We start from the raw sequence: 19,045 nt of genomic DNA, 5'->3' as shown, positions 1-19,045 counted from the left end.
TTTACGCCTCCGAGGGTGCGAGGCGCTTGAGCTCCGCCTCGGTGGACTTGAGCAGGTCGTTCCAGGCGCCTTCGAACTTCTCCACGCCCTCGTCCTCGAGGAGCCGCACGACCTCGTCGTAGGAGATCCCCAGCTTCTCGACGGCGTCGAGGTCGGCACGCGCCTGCTCGTAGGTGCCGGTCACCGTGTCACCGGTGATCTGCCCGTGGTCGGCGGTGGCCTCCAAGGTGGCCTCCGGCATGGTGTTGACCGTGTTGGGCGCCACCAGGTCGTCCACGTACAGGGTGTCCTTGTACGCCTTGTCCTTGACGCCGGTGGAGGCCCACAGCGGGCGCTGCTTGTTGGCGTGCGCCTTGTCGAGCGCCGCCCAGCGGTCGGAGGCGAAGACCTCCTCGTACGCCTGGTAGGCCAGGCGCGCGTTGGCCAGGCCCGCCTTGCCGCGGGCGGCCTTGGCCTCGTCCGTGCCGAGCGCGTCGATCCGCTTGTCGATCTCGGTGTCCACGCGGGACACGAAGAACGACGCCACCGAATGAATCTTCGACAGGTCCAGGCCGCGCTCCTTGGCCTTCTCCAGGCCGGTGAGGTAGGCGTCCATGACCTTGCGGTAGCGCTCGAGCGAGAAGATCAGCGTGACGTTGACGCTGATGCCGAGGCCGATGGTCTCGGCGATCGCCGGGAGGCCCGCCTCGGTGGCCGGGATCTTGATGAGCGTGTTGGGCCGGTCCACCAGCCACGCCAGCTGCTTGGCCTCGGCGACCGTGGCGCGGGTGTTGTGCGCCAGGCGCGGGTCGACCTCGATGGAGACCCGGCCGTCCTGGCCGTCGGTGGCGTCGAAGACCGGGCGCAGGATGTCGGCGGCGTCCCTCACGTCAGCCGTCGTGATCATGCGGATGGCTTCTTCGACGGTCACCTCGCGGGCCGCGAGGTCGGTCAGCTGGGTGTCGTAGCCGTCACCCTGGCTGATCGCCTTCTGGAAGATGGACGGGTTGGTGGTGACGCCCACCACGTGCGACTGGTCGATCAGCTCGGCCAGGTTGCCGGACGTGATCCGCTTGCGCGACAGGTCGTCGAGCCAGATCGCGACGCCTTCGTCGGAGAGGCGCTTGAGTGCGTCTGTCATGAGAAATGCATCTCCTACTAGTTCGTATACCGGCGTCAGCGCGCGGCGGCGTCGAGAGATTCCCGGGCGGCTGCGGCCACGTGGTCGGCGGTGAAGCCGAACTCCTTGAACAGGACCTTCGCGTCCGCCGAAGCGCCGAAGTGCTCCAGCGAGACGATGCGGCCCGCGTCACCCACGAAGCGGTGCCAGGTCAGACCGATGCCGGCCTCGACCGCGACGCGCGCCTTGACCGACGGTGCGAGCACGCTGTCCTTGTACGCCTGGTCCTGCTCCTCGAACCACTCCACACACGGCATCGAGACCACCCGGGTCGGGATGCCGTCGGCCTGGAGCTGCTCGCGCGCCTCGACGGCGAGCTGCACCTCGGAGCCGGTGGCGATGAGCACGGCCTGCGCGTCGCCGCCTTCGGCGTCCACGAGCACGTAACCGCCCTTGGCGGCGTCCTCGTTGACCTCGTACGTCGGCACGCCCTGGCGGGTCAGCACGAGGCCGTGCGGGGCCCCCTTGCCGTACACCTTGGTGTAGCGCTTGAGGATCTCGCGCCAGGCGATGGCGGTCTCGTTGGCGTCCGCGGGCCGGACCACGTTGAGGCCGGGGATGGCGCGCAGCGAGGCCAGGTGCTCCACCGGCTGGTGCGTCGGACCGTCCTCGCCCAGGCCGATCGAGTCGTGCGTCCACACGTACGTCACCGGCAGGTGCATCAGCGCGGACAGCCGCACGGCGTTGCGCATGTAGTCGGAGAACACCAGGAAGGTGCCGCCGTAGATGCGGGTGTGGCCGTGCAGCGCGATGCCGTTCATCTCCGCGGCCATGGAGTGCTCGCGGATGCCGAAGTGCACGGTGCGCCCGTACGGGTCGGCCTCGGGCAGCGGGTTGCCGGCCGGCAGGAACGAGGACGTCTTGTCGATGGTCGTGTTGTTCGAGCCGGCGAGGTCGGCGGAGCCGCCCCACAGCTCGGGCAGGACCGCGCCGAGCGCCTGGAGGACCTTGCCGGACGCGGCACGGGTCGCGACGGCCTTGCCGGTCTCGAAGACGGGGAGGTGCGACTCCCAGCCCTCGGGCAGCTCGCCCGCGTTGACGCGGTCGAACTCGGCGGCGCGCTCCGGGTTGGCGGTGCGCCAGGCGGCGAACGTCTTCTCCCACTCGGCCTTCGCCTCGCGGCCGCGGTCAAGAGCCTCGCGGGTGTGCGCCAGAACCTCGTCGGCCACGAAGAAGGACTTCTCCGGGTCGAAGCCGAGGACGCGCTTGGTGGCGGCCACCTCGTCGTCGCCGAGCGCCGAGCCGTGCGCGGCCTCGGTGTTCTGCGCGTGCGGGGCGGGCCAGGCGATGATCGAGCGCATCGCGATGAACGACGGCCGGTCGGTGACGGCCTTGGCGGCCTCGATCGCGTCGTACAGCGCCTCGGGGTCCAGGTCGCCGTCGGGCTTGGGCGCGACGCGCTGGACGTGCCAGCCGTACGCCTCGTACCGCTTGACGGTGTCCTCGGAGACGGCGGTCTCGGTGTCGCCCTCGATCGAGATGTGGTTGTCGTCCCACAGCAGGATCAGGTTGCCGAGCTTTTGGTGACCGGCAAGCGAGGACGCCTCGGAGGAGATGCCCTCCTGAAGGCAGCCGTCGCCGGCGATCGCGAAGACGAAGTGGTCGAACGGGGAGGTGCCCGGGGCCGCCTCCGGGTCGAAGAGGCCGCGCTCGTAGCGGGCGGCCATCGCCATGCCCACGGCGTTGGCGACACCCTGGCCCAGCGGGCCGGTGGTCGTCTCGACGCCGGTGGTGTGGCCGTACTCCGGGTGGCCGGGGGTCTTGGAACCCCAGGTCCGAAACGCCTTCAGGTCATCCAGCTCCAGGCCGAAACCGGCCAGGTACAGCTGGATGTAGAGGGTCAGGGACGAGTGGCCCGCCGAGAGGACGAAACGGTCGCGTCCGACCCAGTCGGCGTCCGCCGGGTCGTGCCGCATCACCTTCTGGAAGAGGGTGTACGCGGCCGGGGACAGGCTCATCGCCGTACCGGGATGGCCGTTGCCGACCTTCTGTACGGCATCCGCGGCCAGTACGCGGCCGGTGTCAACGGCCCGCTGGTCCAGCTCGGTCCACTGGAGGTCTGTGGTGGTCGGCTTGGTGCTCACCCTGAGTCAGGGCTCCTCTCCACATGTCGTATCCCGGTGACTGAGGGCGCACCGGGCGTTGTCGAGCCTACCCCCGCAGGAACGCTCATCTTTTCGACCGACTGCACGGTGAGACGGACATGTCCAGGGTGCCGGGGGGCGGCGAAATCCGCCTCCTGACGAACCGTCCCCAACACGACCCCACCCCCGGGGATGGCGGCGTATGGGCAACGTCTACAGTGGCGTGGTACGCGCAAGTCTTTACCGGGCCTTCACGTCCGGGAACGTCCCGGATCACCGGGGACTTGCTGGGAATTCTCTGTCAGGGGTGTGCGTGACGGCCGTCGAGTCCCGACCCGCAGGGGTCGTCTTGACTCCCAGCCCGGGGGGCCATCGGCCGTTCGGGGCCCGCGTCAAGGCCTTTGTGGCGCTGACCAAGCCACGAATCATCGAACTGCTGCTCATCACCACCATTCCGGTGATGTTCCTGGCCGAACAGGGCGTTCCTCCGCTGTGGCTGGTCTTCGCGACCACACTGGGCGGGTACCTCTCAGCGGGCGGCGCAAACGCCCTGAACATGTACATCGACCGCGACATCGACGCGCTGATGGACCGCACATCGCAGCGTCCGCTGGTGACGGGCATGGTCTCGCCGCGCGAATGCCTGGTCTTCGGCATCTCGCTCGCGGTCATCTCCACGCTGTGGTTCGGCCTCCTGGTCAACTGGCTCTCGGCGGCCCTCTCGCTCGGCGCGCTGCTCTTCTACGTCGTCGTGTACACGATGATCCTCAAGCGCCGGACCTCGCAGAACATCGTCTGGGGCGGCATCGCGGGCTGTCTGCCGGTGCTCATCGGCTGGTCCTCGGTCACCAACTCGATGTCGTGGGCGCCGGTCATCCTCTTCCTTGTGATGTTCTTCTGGACGCCGCCGCACTACTGGCCGCTGTCCATGAAGGTCAAGGAGGACTACGCGCGCGTCGGCGTGCCGATGCTGCCGGTGGTCGCCTCCAACAAGGTCGTGGCCCGCCAGATCGTCCTCTACAGCTGGGTGATGGTCGCCGTCTCGCTGCTGCTGACCCCGCTCGGCTACACCGGCTGGTTCTACACGGCCGTCGCGCTGGTGTCGGGCGGCTGGTGGCTGTGGGAGGCGCACGCGCTCCAGTCCCGCGCCAAGAACGAGACGACCGGCGCCAAGCTCAAGGAGATGCGCCTGTTCCACTGGTCCATCACCTATGTCTCGCTGCTCTTCGTGGCCGTCGCGGTGGACCCGTTTTTGCGCTGAGTGGCCGGTGAACACGTGGAGGGGCCAGTGGCGCAAGCCACTGGCCCCTCTTCTCGCTCCTGGATCTACCCGCTAGTAGCATCGCGGCATGGCAGACACCCAGGTTGCAGACACCCCGGTTGACGACAAGCAGGCCGCGAAGGCCGAACGGCACGCGGTCAGGCTGGCCCGCGCGATCGGCTCCTTCGCCAAGGAGCACGGCGGCGCCGAGGGCCAGGTGGCGTACATCGGCCACAAGGGCGCCCGCATCGTGCTGGTGGGCGAGGACGGCGGCTGGGGCGACCTGGTGGCCCCGACCCACGCCGTCGCGCTGAGCGCCGTGGCGAAGTCCGGCATCACCGTCCACGAGGACTTCGACGGCGAGTTCGCCGCCAAGGTGAGGACCGGGCCCTACGAGTGGTCCCGCATGGCCGGCATCCAGCTCGGCGGTCCGAAGAACAGCTGAGCGAGACGGCGAGCAACACCGATCCGGGGCTCACCCGTTAGGAGGGGTGCAAGCACGTCCACCGCAGGGAGCCCCGGATGATCGACACCCCGCCCCTGGTGGACCAGTACTGCCACGGCATCCTGCGCACCGAGCTCGGCCTCGGAACCTTCGAGACGGCGCTCGGCCGCACCGGGACGCTGCCCGCGCCCGGCACCACCTTCTTCGACACCCAGACCGGTTTCGCCGTACGCCGCTGGTGCCCCCCGCTCCTGGATCTGGAGCCGCACTGCCCGCCGGCCCGCTATCTGGCCCGCCGACGCGAGCTGGGCGCCCTCGAGGCGGGCAGACGCCTGCTCAGGGGCTCGGGAATTTCCACCTATCTGGTGGACACCGGAGTGCCGGGCGACCTCACCGCGCCCCACGAGATCGCCGCCGCGGGCGCTGCCGACGCCCACGAGATCGTGCGCCTTGAACTCCTGGCCGAGCAGGTCGCCGACACCTCGGGGAGCGTCGCGTCCTTCCTCGCCAACCTCGCCGAAGCCGTCCACACCGCGGCGGCGTCCGCCGTCGCCTTCGCGTGCGTGACGGGCGCCCGCGCCGGACTCGACCCGCGCCCGCCCGGGCCCGGTGAGGTGCGCGGCGCGGCCGGACGGTGGCTCGCGGGCCGGCGCAGACACGGCCGCCTCGACGATCCGGTGCTCCTGCGCCATCTGCTGTGGAACGCCGTAGCGAGCGGACGCCCGCTCCAGCTCCAGCTGGGGATGGCCGACCCGATGCCGCTGGCCGCGTTCGCGGACGCGACGAGTGGGCTCGGCACCGATCTGGTGCTGTTGCACGGCTATCCCTACCACCGTCAGGCCGCCCATCTGGCGGGCGTCCATCCGCATGTGTACACCGACGCAGGGCCGGCCCTGGTCCGCACGGGGGCGCGGGCCGCGGGCGTCCTCGCGGAGATCATGGAGCTGGCCCCGTTCGGGAAGCTGCTCTACTCCAGCGGGGCCTGGGGGCTGCCCGAACTCCATGTGGTGGGGGCCCGGCTGTTCTCGCAGGCGCTCGGCCGGGTGCTCGGCGGCTGGGTGGCCGATGGCGCGTGGTCGGGCGGGGACGCGCGGCGGGTGGCGGAGATGATCGCGGCGGGCAACGCGCGGCGCGTCTACGGGCTCGCGGGCGCGGCGTAGAGGAGCGGGCGAGGCGTGGGGGAGTGGTCCGGGTGGCCTCGCGGGGCCGCCGGGCACGGCCCGGCGGCGCCCGTCCGGAGGGTCAGGCGTGGCTGAGGGCGGGATCCGCCTGCGCCGGGAGTTCCGCCGTGACCTCGGGCCGCTCGCGCAGCGAGAGCAGCACCCGCAGCACGGCGATCCACACCAGGCACGAGCCCAGCATGTGCAGCCCGACCAGGATCTCGGGCGTCTTCAGGAAGTACTGGACGTAACCGATCACGCCCTGGCCCAGCAGGACGAGGAACAGGTCCCGGGCCCGGGCGCGGGGCCCGGGCGGCGCGTCGACGGCCTTGAGGACGAACCACAGCGCGACGGCGAGCGCCACCACGATCCAGGCGAGGTCCGCGTGCAGCTGGGTGATCATCGTCCAGTCCAGCGGGATGCGCGCCACGTCCTTGGAGTCGCCGGGGTGGCGGCCGGTGCCGGTGACGATCGTGCCGACCGCGATCAGGGCGGCCGACGCGCCCACCAGGAGCCAGGTCAGCTGGACAACTGCCTTGCCCACCAGGGGCCTTGGCGCGCCGTCGCCCTCCCGCGCGCGCTGCCAGGTGACGACGGCCACCGCGATGAGCGCGCTGGAGAGCAGGAAGTGGGCGGCCACCGTGTACGGGTTGAGGCCGACCAGGACGACGATGCCGCCGAGGACCGCGTTGCCCATGACCACCCAGAACTGCACCCAGCCGAGCCGGGTCAGCGGACGCCGCCAGGGCTTCGCCGAGCGCGCCGCGATGATCGCCCAGCCGACCGCCGCGCACAGGACGTACGTCAGCATCCGGTTGGTGAACTCGATCGCGCCGCGAAAGCCCATCTCGCTGGTGGCGGTCAGGCTGTCGCTGGTGCACTTGGGCCAGGTCGGGCAGCCGAGGCCGGAGCCGGTGAGCCGCACCGCGCCGCCGGTCACCACGATGGCGACGGCCATGACGAGGGCGGCGAGCGCCGCGCGCCGCACGATCCGGGGGGACGCGGTCCAGCGCTGTGCGATGAAGAGAAGCGGATTGCGGGCCGCTGCGGTCACATCGGCGCGGGTCACTTTCGGCATGGGCCCTATCGTAAGGGCCCGTTTGTGCATGTTTTCACGAGGGGGTCCCGGCGGGTCCGGCACCGAGCGGTGTCCCCCGGGCACAGCCCCGGCTCACTCCCAGCGGAAGAACTTCGCGGCCGCGCCGAGGCCGAGCACCGCCCACACCGCGAGGATGGCGAGGTCGCCCCACGGCATCGAGGCGCCGCTCGCGAGCACGTCGCGCAGCCCGTCGGACAGGGCCGAGATGGGCAGCAGGTCGAGGACCGTCCGCACGCCGCCGGGGAACTTGTCCATCGGCACGATGACCCCGCCGGCCACGAGCAGCAGCAGGAACACCAGGTTGGCCGCGGCGAGCGTGGCCTCGGCCTTCAGGGTGCCGGCCATGAGCAGACCGAGGCCGGAGAAGGCGGCCGTGCCGAGCACCATCAGGAGCAGCACCGCGAAGGGGTTGCCGTGCGGGGACCAGCCGAGCGCGAAGGCGATCACGGTGAGCAGCACGACTTGCAGCACCTCGGTGACCAGCACCGCGAGCGTCTTGGAGGTCATCAGCGCCCAGCGCGGAAGCGGGGAGGCGCCGAGCCGCTTGAGCACCCCGTAGCGCCGCTCGAACCCGGTCGCGATGGCCTGGCCGGTGAAGGCGGTCGACATCACGGCGAGCGCGAGGACGCCGGGAGCCAGGAAGTCCACGGACTTGCCCCGGCCGGTGTCGATGATGTCGACGGTCGAGAACAGCACCAGGAGCAGGCTCGGGATGATCACGGTGAGCAGCAGCTGCTCGCCGTTGCGCAGCAGCATCCGCGTCTCCAGCGCGGTCTGCGCCCCGATCATCCGCCCGAGCGGCGCGGCGCCCGGCTTCGGCGCGTACGTACCGGCGCTCATGCGCGCAGCTCCTTACCGGTCAGTTCGATGAAGACGTCCTCCAGCGTGCGGCGTTCGACCGAGATGCCGTCCGGCATCACGCCGTGCTGGGCGCACCAGGAGGTGACGGTGGCCAGCAGCTGGGGGTCGATGGCGCCGTCGATGCGGTAGGTGCCCGGTGTCAGTTCCGCCGCGGCCGAGCCGTCGGGCAGCGCCTTGAGGAGTGAGGCGAGGTCGAGGCCGGGGCGGCCGGTGAAGCGCAGGGTGTTCTCCGCGCCGCCCTTGCACAGCCGCTCGGGGGAGCCCTGGGCGACGACCTTGCCCGCGTCCACGATGGCCACGTCGTCGGCCAGCGTCTCGGCCTCGTCCATGAAGTGGGTGGTGAGCACCACCGAGACGCCGTCGGCGCGCAGCTCGCGCACGAGGTCCCAGGTGGCGCGGCGGGCCTGTGGGTCCAGGCCCGCGGTCGGCTCGTCGAGGAAGACGAGTTCGGGCCGGCCGACGACGGCCATCGCGAGCGCGAGGCGCTGCTGCTGGCCGCCGGAGAGCCTGCGGTAGGTGGTGCGGCCGCAACCATCGAGCCCCAGGCGCTCGATGAGCGCGTCGACGTCGAGCGGGTGGGCGTGCAGCTTGGCCATGTGGCGCAGCATCTCGTCGGCGCGGGCGCCGGAGTAGACGCCGCCGGACTGGAGCATGACGCCGACGCGCGGCTTGAGGCGCGCGGCGTCGGCGACCGGGTCGAGGCCGAGGACGCGGACGGTGCCGGCGTCGGGCCTGCGGTAGCCCTCGCACGTCTCGATGGTGGTGGTCTTGCCGGCGCCGTTGGGGCCGAGGACGGCGGTCACGGCGGCGGCGCCGACCGTGAGGTCGAGGCCGTCCACGGCGGTTTTCGGTCCGTACCGCTTGACCAGGCCCACGACCTGGACGACGGGCTCGCTGTTCATGACCGGCAAGTCTAGGCGGGGCGCGGGCGCCGTCGGCGCGGGGCCCCGTCGGCGCGGGGGCCCGCCCGCACGCCGGCCGCCGCTGACGGTGCGAGGAGGCCGGGGCGTACGGGGTTCACGTGCGGGGCGCGTCGGGTGTTGCCCGCCGTCACTCCTCATGCGGGCGGTGCACGGGCAGCCACCGCCGCGCGTAGGCGACCGCGTCGCGCACCGGGAAGAGGCGGCAGGTCGCGGCCCCCACCGTGCCGCGCGTCACGTCCGTGTCCCGCTCGAAGTCGGTGCCAAGGGCGCCGAAGCAGTCGCTGTCGAGGTCCACGTCGCGCACCGTGAGCCACTGCCGGCCCCGGGGGGTGTTCACCGCGAACGACACGTCCGCCATGGGCCCGGGCACGCGGTACTCCGCGAGGTGGAAGGAGGTGCAGGAGTCGAAGCCCGCACCCAGCAGCAGCGCCCGGGCGCCGGCTTCCTCCAGGCGGGCCAGCGGGCTGCGCTCGCCGAGCTGGCAGTCGCGGGGGTGGTCCGCGGTGATGCGCGACGCGCCCGGGCCGATCGCGGCGAAGGAGGTCTGCGGGTGGGCGCTGCGCAGAGCCCCGGGCCAGGTGCGCACGGCCTCGGGAACCGCGCCGACGCCGAGACTCGGTGTGGTCAGCGGGTCGTACGCGGGCAGCGCGGCCCGGATGGGCTCCCACCACTCCTCGGGCACGGCCGGACGGCCCCAGTGCGCGGGGTCGGAGTTGTCGTTGGAGAACGCGGGGACCACGAGCGTGCCCGTTTCGCCCAGCGTGTCGAGAAGAGCTCGAACGACCGTGGCGGCGCCTCCGCAGACCCAGCCGAGTGACTTCAGGGAGGAGTGCACGACGAGCGTTTCACCAGGTCGCACCCCGAGGGTGCGCAGCTCGGCCGCGAGGGTGTCGCGCGTACACAAAGGGCCGGTCACAGGCGGTGTGGACATGGCGGACGAGTCTGGCGCACGGCCCCCTCCGGGGCCAGTGAATTACCGGCCCGACGATCGATCAATGATCGTTTCCGCAGGTCAGCTTAGGTTCGCCTAAGTGATACACCGCACCGCTCGTGATCGCGACGCGGGTTGTCAGGCCCTGAGGAATTACGCAACAATGGTGTTGTGAAAAACGTCGGTGAGGCTCCCCAGGAGGAACTCGCGACCGGTGAGCGGTCCACCCGCAACCGGGTCGCGCGCTCGATCCTGGACCACGGGCCCTCGACCGCACAGGACCTCGCGAACCGCCTCGGCCTCACCCAGGCAGCCGTCCGCCGCCACCTCGACGCGCTCGTCGCCGACGAGGTCGTCGCACCGCGCGAGCAGCGCGTCTACGGCGCGCGCACCCGTGGCCGCCCGGCCAAGGTCTTCGCCCTGACCGACTGCGGCCGGGACGCCTTCGAGCAGTCCTACGACAAGCTCGCCGTCGACGCCCTGCACTGGATCGAGCAGTCCGCCGGCGGCGGCGCGGCCGGCGAGGAAGCCGTCGCGGCGTTCGCGCGGGCCCGCGTCGAGGCCCAGGCCGGGGCGTACCGGGACGCGATCGCGGCCGCGGCTCCCGAGGAGCGCGCCCAAGCCCTCGCCAAGGCCTTGAGCGCCGACGGGTACGCTGCTACGGCGCGCGGCGCGCCCCATCCGCAGCGGGGCGAGCAGCTGTGCCAGCACCACTGCCCGGTCGCCCACGCCGCCGAGCGGTACCCGCAGCTGTGCGAGGCGGAGACCGAGTTCTTCTCCCGCCTCCTGGGAACGCATGTGCAGCGCCTGGCGACCATCGCCCATGGCGACGGCGTCTGCACCACGTTCATCCCGCACGGGGCGCCACCACAGACCACACACCAGCAAGCATCCGCAAGCAAGGCCGGGAGGAACCCCGCATGACGCTCCCCACGGAGACTGCCCACCCTGAGCTCGATGGCCTGGGCACGTACGAATACGGCTGGGCCGACTCCGACGCGGCCGGCGCCGCTGCCAAGCGCGGTCTTTCCGAGGCTGTCGTGCGCGACATCTCGCAGAAGAAGAACGAGCCGGAGTGGATGCTGAAGCTGCGCCTCAAGGGCCTGCGGCTGTTCGACAAGAAGCCCATGCCGAACTGGGGCTCCGACCTCTCCGGCATCGACTTCGACAACATCAAGTACTTCGTGCGCTCCACCGAGAAGCAGGCGGCGTCCTGGGAGGACCTGCCCGCGGACATCAAGAACACGTACGACAAGCTCGGCATCCCCGAGGCGGAGAAGCAGCGCCTGGTGGCCGGTGTCGCGGCGCAGTACGAGTCCGAGGTCGTCTACCACCAGATCCGTGAGGACCTGGAGGAGCAGGGCGTCATCTTCCTCGACACCGACACCGCCCTGAAGGAGCACCCCGAGCTCTTCCAGGAGTACTTCGGCACCGTCATCCCGGTCGGCGACAACAAGTTCGCGTCGCTGAACACCGCGGTGTGGTCGGGCGGCTCGTTCATCTACGTGCCCAAGGGCGTCCACGTCGACATCCCGCTCCAGGCCTACTTCCGGATCAACACCGAGAACATGGGCCAGTTCGAGCGGACGCTGATCATCGTCGACGAGGACGCGTACGTCCACTACGTCGAGGGCTGCACCGCCCCGATCTACTCCTCGGACTCGCTGCACAGCGCCGTCGTGGAGATCATCGTCAAGAAGGGCGGCCGCTGCCGCTACACGACGATCCAGAACTGGTCGAACAACGTCTACAACCTGGTCACCAAGCGCGCCGTGGCGTACGAGGGCGCGACCATGGAGTGGATCGACGGCAACATCGGTTCCAAGGTCACCATGAAGTACCCGGCCGTCTACCTGATGGGCGAGCACGCCAAGGGCGAGACGCTGTCCATCGCCTTCGCGGGCGAGGGCCAGCACCAGGACGCCGGCTCCAAGATGGTCCACATGGCGCCGAACACCTCCTCCAACATCGTCTCCAAGTCGGTGGCGCGCGGCGGCGGCCGCACCTCCTACCGGGGCCTCGTCGAGATCGGCGAGGGCGCCCACGGCTCCAAGTCGAACGTGCTGTGCGACGCGCTGCTCGTCGACACGATCTCCCGCTCGGACACCTACCCCTACGTGGACGTCCGCGAGGACGACGTGTCCATGGGCCACGAGGCGACGGTCTCCAAGGTCTCCGAGGACCAGCTCTTCTACCTGATGAGCCGCGGTCTGACCGAGTTCGAGGCGATGGCGATGATCGTGCGCGGCTTCGTCGAGCCGATCGCCAAGGAGCTCCCCATGGAGTACGCCCTTGAGCTCAACCGGCTGATCGAACTCCAGATGGAGGGCTCGGTCGGATAACGACCGCTCCCCATCCGGCAGTTGAGCAGATTCTGATTCAGGAAGAGAGCACTACGACAGCCATGGCTGAGGCAAACATCCCGGTGGGCTCCACCACCGCCGGTTCCATCGCGGTGGCCGCCGAGTCGACCGTCGCCACCCGCATGAGCGCCCCTCCCTCCTTCGACGTGGCGGACTTCCCGGTCCCGCACGGCCGCGAGGAGGAGTGGCGGTTCACGCCGCTGGAGCGGCTGCGCGGGCTCCACGACGGCACCGCCGTCGCCACCGGCGAGGCCCTGAAGGTCACCGTGGACGCGCCCGAGGGCGTCACCGTGGAGAGTGTCGGGCGCGACGACGCCCGCCTCGGCAGGGCGGGAACGCCGGTGGACCGCGTCGCGGCCCAGGCGTACTCGTCCTTCGAGCAGGCCAGTGTCGTGAGTGTCCCCAGGGACACGGTGCTCACCGAGCCGATCCGGATCGCCGTGCACGGCGAGGGCGGCGTGGCCTACGGCCACCAGGTGATCGAGCTCGGCGCCTTCGCCGAGGCCGTCGTGGTCCTGGACCACACCGGCGACGCGGTGCTCGCCGCGAACGTCGAGTACGTTCTGGGCGACGGCGCCAAGCTGACCGTCGTCTCCGTCCAGGACTGGGACGACAAGGCCGTCCACGTGGCCCAGCACAACGCGCTGATCGGCCGCGACGCCACCTTCAAGTCGTTCGTGGTCACCTTCGGCGGCGACCTGGTGCGCCTGCACCCGCGCGTCGCCTACGCGGGCACCGGCGGCGAGGCGGAGCTGTTCGGCCTGTACTTCACCGACCACGGCCAGCACCAGGAGCACCGCCTCCTGGTCGACCACAACACCCCGCACTGCAAGTCCAACGCGGTGTACAAGGGCGCCCTCCAGGGCGAGGACGCGCACGCGGTGTGGATCGGCGACGTCCTCATCCAAGCCTCGGCCGAGGGCACGGACACCTACGAGATGAACCGCAACCTGGTTCTGACCGACGGCGCCCGCGTCGACTCGGTGCCGAACCTGGAGATCGAGACCGGCGAGATCGCCGGCGCGGGACACGCCTCGGCCACCGGCCGCTTCGACGACGAACAGCTCTTCTACCTGATGTCCCGGGGCATCCCGCCGATGGAGGCCCGCCGCCTGGTCGTCCGCGGCTTCTTCGCGGAGCTCGTCCAGAAGATCGGCCTGCCGGACGTCGAGGAGCGCCTGCTCGCGAAGATCGAGACGGAGCTGGAGGCTTCCGTCTGATGGCCTTCGTCAAAGCCTGCGCGCTGAGCGAGCTGGAGAGCGACACGCCCAAGCGGGTGGAGATCGACGGCACGCCGGTGTCCCTCGTCAAGACCGAGGGCGAGGTGTTCGCGATCAACGACATCTGCTCGCACGCGAACGTGTCGCTCTCGGAGGGCGAGGTGGAGGACTGCGCCATCGAATGCTGGCTGCACGGCTCCAGCTTCGACCTCCGCACCGGCAAGCCGTCCGGCCTTCCCGCGACGCGCCCCGTCCCCGTATACCCCGTACAGATCCAAGGGGACGATGTGCTCGTCTCCGTCACCCAGGAGTCCTGAGTTCCCCATGGCAACGCTTGAAATCCGCGACCTGCACGTCTCCGTCGACACCGAGAACGGTACGAAGGAGATCCTCAAGGGCGTCGACCTGACCGTGAAGCAGGGCGAGACCCACGCCATCATGGGCCCCAACGGCTCCGGCAAGTCCACCCTGGCGTACTCGCTGGCCGGGCACCCCAAGTACACGATCACCAGCGGCACCGTCACGCTCGACGGCGAGGACGTCCTGGAGATGTCCGTCGACGAGCGCGCCCGCGCCGGCGTCTTCCTCGCCATGCAGTACCCGGTCGAGGTCCCCGGTGTCTCGGTCTCCAACTTCCTGCGCACCTCGGCCACCGCGATCCGCGGCGAGGCGCCCAAGCTGCGCACCTGGGTGAAGGAGGTCAAGTCCGCGATGGAGCAGCTCCAGATGGACCCCGCCTTCGCCGAGCGCAACGTGAACGAGGGCTTCTCCGGCGGCGAGAAGAAGCGCCACGAGATCCTTCAGCTGGAGCTCCTGAAGCCGAAGATCGCCATCCTCGACGAGACCGACTCCGGCCTCGACGTCGACGCGCTGCGCCAGGTCTCCGAGGGCATCAACCGCGTCCGTGAGAACGGCGAGGTCGGCACCCTCCTGGTGACCCACTACACGCGCATCCTGCGCTACATCAAGCCCGACTACGTCCACGTCTTCGCCGGCGGACGCATCGTCGAGTCCGGCGGCGCGGAGCTCGCCGACAAGCTCGAGTCCGAGGGCTACGAGTCGTACACGAAGGGTGGCGCTGACCTGTGAGCGACGCGCGCGAGGCCATCGGCCCGCGGATGAGCTGCGAGCCGCAGATGCGCCTCGCGGGCGGAGAAGCGAACGAAAGGGGAAGGGCGTGACACAGCTGCCGGGCCTCCTCACCGAGTCCGCTCTCCTGGACGAGGCGATCCGCAAGGACTTCCCCTTGCTGGACCGTGTGGTCCACGACGGGAAGAAGATCGTCTACCTCGACAGCGCCGCGACCTCGCAGAAGCCGCGCCAGGTGCTCGACGCGCTCAACGAGTACTACGAGCAGCACAACGCCAATGTGCACCGCGGCGTGTATCTGGTCGCCGAGGAGGCCACGGCGCTGTACGAGGGCGCCCGTGACAAGGTCGCCGCGTTCATCAACGCGCCGAGCCGCAACGAGGTGATCTTCACCAAGAACGCCTCGGAGTCGCTGAACCTCGTCGCCAACATGCTGGGCTGGGCGGACGAGCCCTACCGCGTGGACAGCGACACCGAGATCGTCATCACGGAGATGGAGCACCACTCCAACATCGTGCCGTGGCAGCTGCTCGCGCAGCGCACCGGCGCGAAGCTGAAGTGGTTCGGCCTGACCGACGACGGCCGGCTCGACCTGTCGAACCTCGACGAGATCATCACCGAGAAGACGAAGATCGTCTCCTTCACGCTGGTCTCCAACCTGCTCGGCACCCACAACCCGGTCGAGGCGATCGTGCGCCGCGCGCAGCAGGTCGGCGCGCTGGTCTGCGTCGACGCCTCGCAGGCCGCCCCGCACATGCCGCTCGACGTGCAGGCCCTCCAGGCCGACTTCGTGGCCTTCACCGGCCACAAGATGTGCGGCCCGACCGGCATCGGCGTGCTGTGGGGCCGCCAGGAGCTCCTGGAGGACCTGCCGCCGTTCCTGGGCGGCGGCGAGATGATCGAGACGGTCTCGATGCACTCCTCCACCTACGCTCCGGCGCCGCACAAGTTCGAGGCGGGCACGCCCCCGATCGCGCAGGCCGTGGGCCTGGGCGCGGCGGTGGACTACCTGTCCGCGATCGGCATGGACAAGATCGCCGCGCATGAGCACGCGATCACCGAGTACGCGGTCAAGCGGCTGCTCGAAGTCCCCGACCTGCGGATCATCGGTCCGACCACCGCCGAGGACCGCGGCGCGGCGATCTCCTTCACGCTGGGCGACATCCACCCGCACGACGTCGGCCAGGTCCTCGACGAGGAGGGCATCGCGGTCCGCGTGGGCCACCACTGCGCGCGCCCGGTCTGCCTGCGCTACGGAATTCCCGCGACCACGCGAGCGTCTTTCTATCTGTACTCCACGCCCGCCGAGGTCGACGCCCTGGTGGACGGCCTGGAGCACGTACGAAACTTCTTCGGCTAGGGGTTACCGACGTGAAGCTTGATTCGATGTACCAGGACGTCATCCTGGACCACTACAAGCACCCGCACGGGCGGGGCTTGCGGGCCGGTGACGCCGAGGTGCACCACGTGAATCCGACGTGCGGCGACGAGATCACCCTGCGGGTGAAGTACGACGGTTCGCTCATCGAGGACGTCTCGTACGAGGGCCACGGCTGTTCCATCAGCCAGGCCAGCGCCTCGGTCCTCAACGACCTGCTGGTCGGCAAGGACCTGGCCGACGCGCGGCGGATCCAGGAGACCTTCCTGGAGCTGATGCAGTCCAAGGGCCAGCTGGAGCCCGACGACGCGATGGAGGAGATCCTGGAGGACGCGGTGGCGTTCGCCGGGGTCTCCAAGTACCCCGCACGCGTGAAGTGTGCTCTGCTGAGCTGGATGGCCTGGAAGGACGCGACGGCCCAGGCTCTGGGCGAGATCGCCGAAAGGAAGACGGCATGACCGAGAACGCACAGGCGGCGATCAAGCCGGCGACCGAAGAAGAGATCCGCGAGGCGCTGTACGACGTCGTCGACCCCGAGCTGGGCATCGACGTCGTCAACCTCGGCCTCATCTACGGCATCCACGTCGACGACTCCAATGTCGTCACGCTGGACATGACCCTGACGTCCGCGGCCTGCCCGCTGACCGATGTGATCGAGGACCAGGCGAAGGCCGCGACCGACGGCATCGCCAGCGAGCTGAAGATCAACTGGGTCTGGATGCCGCCGTGGGGCCCGGACAAGATCACCGACGACGGCCGCGAGCAGCTGCGCGCGCTGGGGTTCAACGTCTGAGTCCCGCCCGCGAGTCGAGACCCCCCGGTACCGCTGGTACCGGGGGTCTTCGCATGGAGGCCTTCGCGTGACAGGGTGCCGGGAACGGGCCGTCGCGGCCGCCCCGCAGTCCTCGCGTTGGGCGCCCTGGGCCTCAACTGCCCGGCGCGCGCCGCGAGTTGGGGCCCCCGCCATCGCACTCTCGGCCTCCTGTCTGTCCGGGGCGGTGGGCGCCACCGCTGACCCGGTGGTGACCGTGACCGTCGCGCGGAGCGGGGCCGACGCCTCGGCGCCCACCGTGGCCGCAAGGCGGGGTGCGGGCGTACCCCTGGGGCGAGGCCCAGCCCTCAAGGCGCGACCGGGGCCCGGGGCTGGGCCCCGGCAAACCCGCCTTCGGGTGCGGACGGTGCCCGCGTCCCGCGCAGTTCCCCGCGCCCCTGGCGGGGCTGATGCTGGCAGGGTGCCCAGTGCGGGCGACCTCGGCGGCTCACCACCAGAACCCGTCCCACGCCGCGGGTACGCTCGCCCTCATGCCCTACGTCCTGCTCGCCTGCGCCATCGGCTCGGAGATCGTCGCCACGTCCGCGCTGAAGTACAGCGAGGGCTTCACCAGGCTCTGGCCCTCGCTGATCACTGCGGCCGGGTATCTGCTCGCCTTCTACATGCTGGCGCTGACGCTCAAGTCCCTCTCGGTGGGCACCGCGTACGCGATCTGGTCGGGCGTGGGCACGGCCGTCATCGCGGCGGTCGGCATGGTCTTCATGGGGGAGGCGGTGACCGCCGCGAAGCTCGCCGGGATCGCCCTCATCATCGGCGGGGTGGTCCTGCTCAACCTCGGGGGCGCGGCACACTGAGCGGCGCCCGGGCGCGGGTTGGCGGCGCGTGTCGCCCCGGTCCGCGCCCGCTTCACCCGTGCGGGTCCTGACCTGGGGGTGTCCGACGGGCGCCCGGCCGTGGGGAACGTGACGCCGCCACGTGAGACCGGTTCGCCCCGGCGGGCCGTGGCCGGTTAGGTTTTGGGCATGACCGACACGACTGCTCCTGCTTCGACCGGCGCCGCGGCCGCCGGACTCGCCACCCTCGCCGCCGACGGCACCGTCCTTGACACCTGGTTCCCCGCCCCCGAGCTGGTGGCCGTCGCCGAACCCGGCCCGGCCGGCACCGAGCGGCTTTCCGCCGAGCGCGCCGCCGAACTGCTCGGCGCGGGCGCGCTCAAGGCCGTCGGCGTCGACGAGCGCCGCGGGGTCGAGGTCGTCGCCGTCCGTACGGTCATCGCCTCGCTCGACGACAAGCCGCTGGACGCCCACGACGTGTACCTGCGTCTTCACCTGCTCTCGCACCGTCTGGTCAAGCCGCATGGCCAGAACCTGGACGGCATGTTCGGCTTCCTCGCCAACGTCGCCTGGACCTCGCTCGGCCCGGTCGCCGTCGACGACCTGGAGACCGTGCGGCTCAACGCCCGCGCCGAGGGGCTGCACCTCCAGGTGACGTCCGTCGACAAGTTCCCCCGCATGACGGACTACGTCGCGCCCAAGGGCGTACGCATCGCCGACGCCGACCGGGTGCGCCTGGGCGCGCACCTCGCCGAGGGCACCACCGTCATGCACGAGGGCTTCGTGAACTTCAACGCGGGCACGCTCGGCACGTCCATGGTCGAGGGCCGCATCTCGGCGGGCGTCGTCATCGGTGACGGCTCCGACATCGGCGGCGGCGCGTCCACGATGGGCACGCTGTCCGGCGGCGGCAACGTCCGCATCATGATCGGCGAGCGGTGCCTGATCGGGGCGGAGGCCGGTGTGGGGATCGCGCTCGGCGACGAGTGCGTCGTCGAGGCGGGCCTGTACGTCACGGCCGGTACGCGGGTGACGATGCCGGACGGGCAGATCGTCAAGGCGCGTGAGCTGTCCGGGGCGTCCAACATTCTGTTCCGTCGGAACTCGGTGACGGGGGCGGTGGAGGCGCGGCCCAACAACGCGGTGTGGGGCGGCCTGAACGAAATCCTGCACGCCCACAACTGACCACCCCGCTCACGCCCGACCCGGGCCGGCGCCGGCGCCGCGAAACGCCCATGCGGACCGGCGCCGACCCCGCCGGGGGCGCGGGGAACTGCGCGCTCAGCCACGCACGGCCCGCACCCGAACTCCCTGGGGCTCCGCCCCAGACCCCGTTCGGCCTGAACGGCCTCGTCCTCAATCGCCGGACGGGCTGAGGTTGCCTGTGTGGGCCAGCATGAGCCCTGCCTCGGGGTTGGCCCCTGCGGGCCAGCACGAGCCCCGTCGGGGGCGCGGGGAACTGCGCGA

19 protein-coding genes are annotated in these 19,045 nt (G+C 70.5%); 13 read left to right on the top strand and 6 right to left on the bottom strand.

Annotated features, from left to right (window positions below):
• Position 1 precedes the first annotated feature (1 nt).
• Both tal and tkt read right to left on the bottom strand, forming a co-directional pair.
• Positions 2-1,120, bottom strand: coding sequence for a transaldolase (gene tal / locus ABR738_RS10425; protein WP_350229690.1), 1,119 nt, complete (start codon positions 1,118-1,120; stop codon positions 2-4).
• A gap of 35 nt (positions 1,121-1,155) precedes the next feature.
• Positions 1,156-3,243, bottom strand: coding sequence for a transketolase (tkt, locus tag ABR738_RS10420; protein ID WP_350229689.1), 2,088 nt, complete (start codon positions 3,241-3,243; stop codon positions 1,156-1,158).
• A 307-nt stretch (positions 3,244-3,550) separates the two neighbouring features.
• On the opposite strand from tkt, the gene ABR738_RS10415 reads away from it, so the two are divergent.
• From ABR738_RS10415 to ABR738_RS10405, 3 genes are all read left to right on the top strand, one after another.
• Complete coding sequence (locus tag ABR738_RS10415; protein ID WP_350229688.1) at positions 3,551-4,504, top strand: heme o synthase; 954 nt, start codon at positions 3,551-3,553, stop codon at positions 4,502-4,504.
• Between the two features lie 88 nt (positions 4,505-4,592).
• Positions 4,593-4,949: a hypothetical protein gene (locus ABR738_RS10410; protein ID WP_350229687.1), complete on the top strand. Its 357-nt coding sequence runs from the start codon at positions 4,593-4,595 to the stop codon at positions 4,947-4,949.
• 77 nt (positions 4,950-5,026) lie between these two features.
• Complete coding sequence (locus ABR738_RS10405; RefSeq protein ID WP_350229686.1) at positions 5,027-6,109, top strand: amidohydrolase; 1,083 nt, start codon at positions 5,027-5,029, stop codon at positions 6,107-6,109.
• An 82-nt stretch (positions 6,110-6,191) separates the two neighbouring features.
• Here the strand turns inward: ABR738_RS10405 and ABR738_RS10400 are convergent, their stop codons facing one another.
• From ABR738_RS10400 to ABR738_RS10385, 4 genes are all read right to left on the bottom strand, one after another.
• Positions 6,192-7,187, bottom strand: a complete 996-nt coding sequence (locus ABR738_RS10400; protein ID WP_388457339.1) for a COX15/CtaA family protein — start codon at positions 7,185-7,187, stop codon at positions 6,192-6,194.
• Between the two features lie 93 nt (positions 7,188-7,280).
• Positions 7,281-8,048 carry an ABC transporter permease gene (locus ABR738_RS10395; protein WP_350229685.1) on the bottom strand — a complete coding sequence of 256 codons (768 nt, stop codon included), beginning with the start codon at positions 8,046-8,048 and terminating at the stop codon, positions 7,281-7,283.
• Positions 8,045-8,971: an ABC transporter ATP-binding protein gene (locus tag ABR738_RS10390; RefSeq protein WP_350229684.1), complete on the bottom strand. Its 927-nt coding sequence runs from the start codon at positions 8,969-8,971 to the stop codon at positions 8,045-8,047. The genes ABR738_RS10395 and ABR738_RS10390 overlap by 4 nt, the downstream gene beginning before the upstream one ends.
• A 148-nt stretch (positions 8,972-9,119) precedes the next feature.
• Positions 9,120-9,923, bottom strand: a complete 804-nt coding sequence (locus ABR738_RS10385; protein WP_350229683.1) for an AAC(3) family N-acetyltransferase — start codon at positions 9,921-9,923, stop codon at positions 9,120-9,122.
• 171 nt (positions 9,924-10,094) lie between these two features.
• Here ABR738_RS10385 and ABR738_RS10380 point away from each other — a divergent pair, with 171 nt between their 5' ends.
• From ABR738_RS10380 to dapD, 10 genes are all read left to right on the top strand, one after another.
• Positions 10,095-10,847: a helix-turn-helix transcriptional regulator gene (locus ABR738_RS10380; protein ID WP_350229682.1), complete on the top strand. Its 753-nt coding sequence runs from the start codon at positions 10,095-10,097 to the stop codon at positions 10,845-10,847.
• Entirely contained in the window at positions 10,844-12,265 is a 1,422-nt protein-coding gene (sufB, locus tag ABR738_RS10375; RefSeq protein WP_120724505.1) for a Fe-S cluster assembly protein SufB, read from the top strand. The genes ABR738_RS10380 and sufB overlap by 4 nt, the downstream gene beginning before the upstream one ends.
• Before the next feature lie 62 nt (positions 12,266-12,327).
• Positions 12,328-13,506 (top strand): Fe-S cluster assembly protein SufD, encoded by a 1,179-nt coding sequence (gene sufD, locus ABR738_RS10370; protein ID WP_350229681.1) that lies wholly within the window; start codon positions 12,328-12,330, stop codon positions 13,504-13,506.
• Entirely contained in the window at positions 13,506-13,823 is a 318-nt protein-coding gene (locus tag ABR738_RS10365) for a bifunctional 3-phenylpropionate/cinnamic acid dioxygenase ferredoxin subunit (RefSeq protein ID WP_100574415.1), read from the top strand. Before sufD ends, ABR738_RS10365 begins: the two co-directional genes overlap by 1 nt.
• A gap of 7 nt (positions 13,824-13,830) precedes the next feature.
• Positions 13,831-14,595 carry a Fe-S cluster assembly ATPase SufC gene (sufC, locus tag ABR738_RS10360; protein ID WP_350229680.1) on the top strand — a complete coding sequence of 255 codons (765 nt, stop codon included), beginning with the start codon at positions 13,831-13,833 and terminating at the stop codon, positions 14,593-14,595.
• An 88-nt stretch (positions 14,596-14,683) separates the two neighbouring features.
• Positions 14,684-15,955, top strand: a complete 1,272-nt coding sequence (locus ABR738_RS10355) for a cysteine desulfurase (protein ID WP_350229679.1) — start codon at positions 14,684-14,686, stop codon at positions 15,953-15,955.
• Between the two features lie 11 nt (positions 15,956-15,966).
• A complete protein-coding gene (sufU, locus tag ABR738_RS10350; protein ID WP_350229678.1) occupies positions 15,967-16,431 on the top strand; it encodes a Fe-S cluster assembly sulfur transfer protein SufU in 465 nt (154 codons plus the stop codon).
• On the top strand, positions 16,428-16,766 hold the full coding sequence (locus tag ABR738_RS10345) for a metal-sulfur cluster assembly factor (protein WP_350229677.1): 339 nt from the start codon (positions 16,428-16,430) through the stop codon (positions 16,764-16,766). Before sufU ends, ABR738_RS10345 begins: the two co-directional genes overlap by 4 nt.
• A 509-nt stretch (positions 16,767-17,275) precedes the next feature.
• A complete protein-coding gene (locus ABR738_RS10340) occupies positions 17,276-17,599 on the top strand; it encodes a DMT family transporter (RefSeq protein WP_350229676.1) in 324 nt (107 codons plus the stop codon).
• A 168-nt stretch (positions 17,600-17,767) separates the two neighbouring features.
• Positions 17,768-18,763, top strand: coding sequence for a 2,3,4,5-tetrahydropyridine-2,6-dicarboxylate N-succinyltransferase (gene dapD / locus ABR738_RS10335; RefSeq protein WP_350229675.1), 996 nt, complete (start codon positions 17,768-17,770; stop codon positions 18,761-18,763).
• Positions 18,764-19,045 lie beyond the last annotated feature (282 nt).

Source organism: Streptomyces sp. Edi4 (assembly GCF_040253615.1).
In the GTDB taxonomy this organism is placed as follows: Bacteria; Actinomycetota; Actinomycetes; order Streptomycetales; family Streptomycetaceae; genus Streptomyces.
The sequence above is the reverse complement of the archived record's forward strand: the minus strand, read 5'-3'. Positions and strand labels throughout refer to the sequence as shown.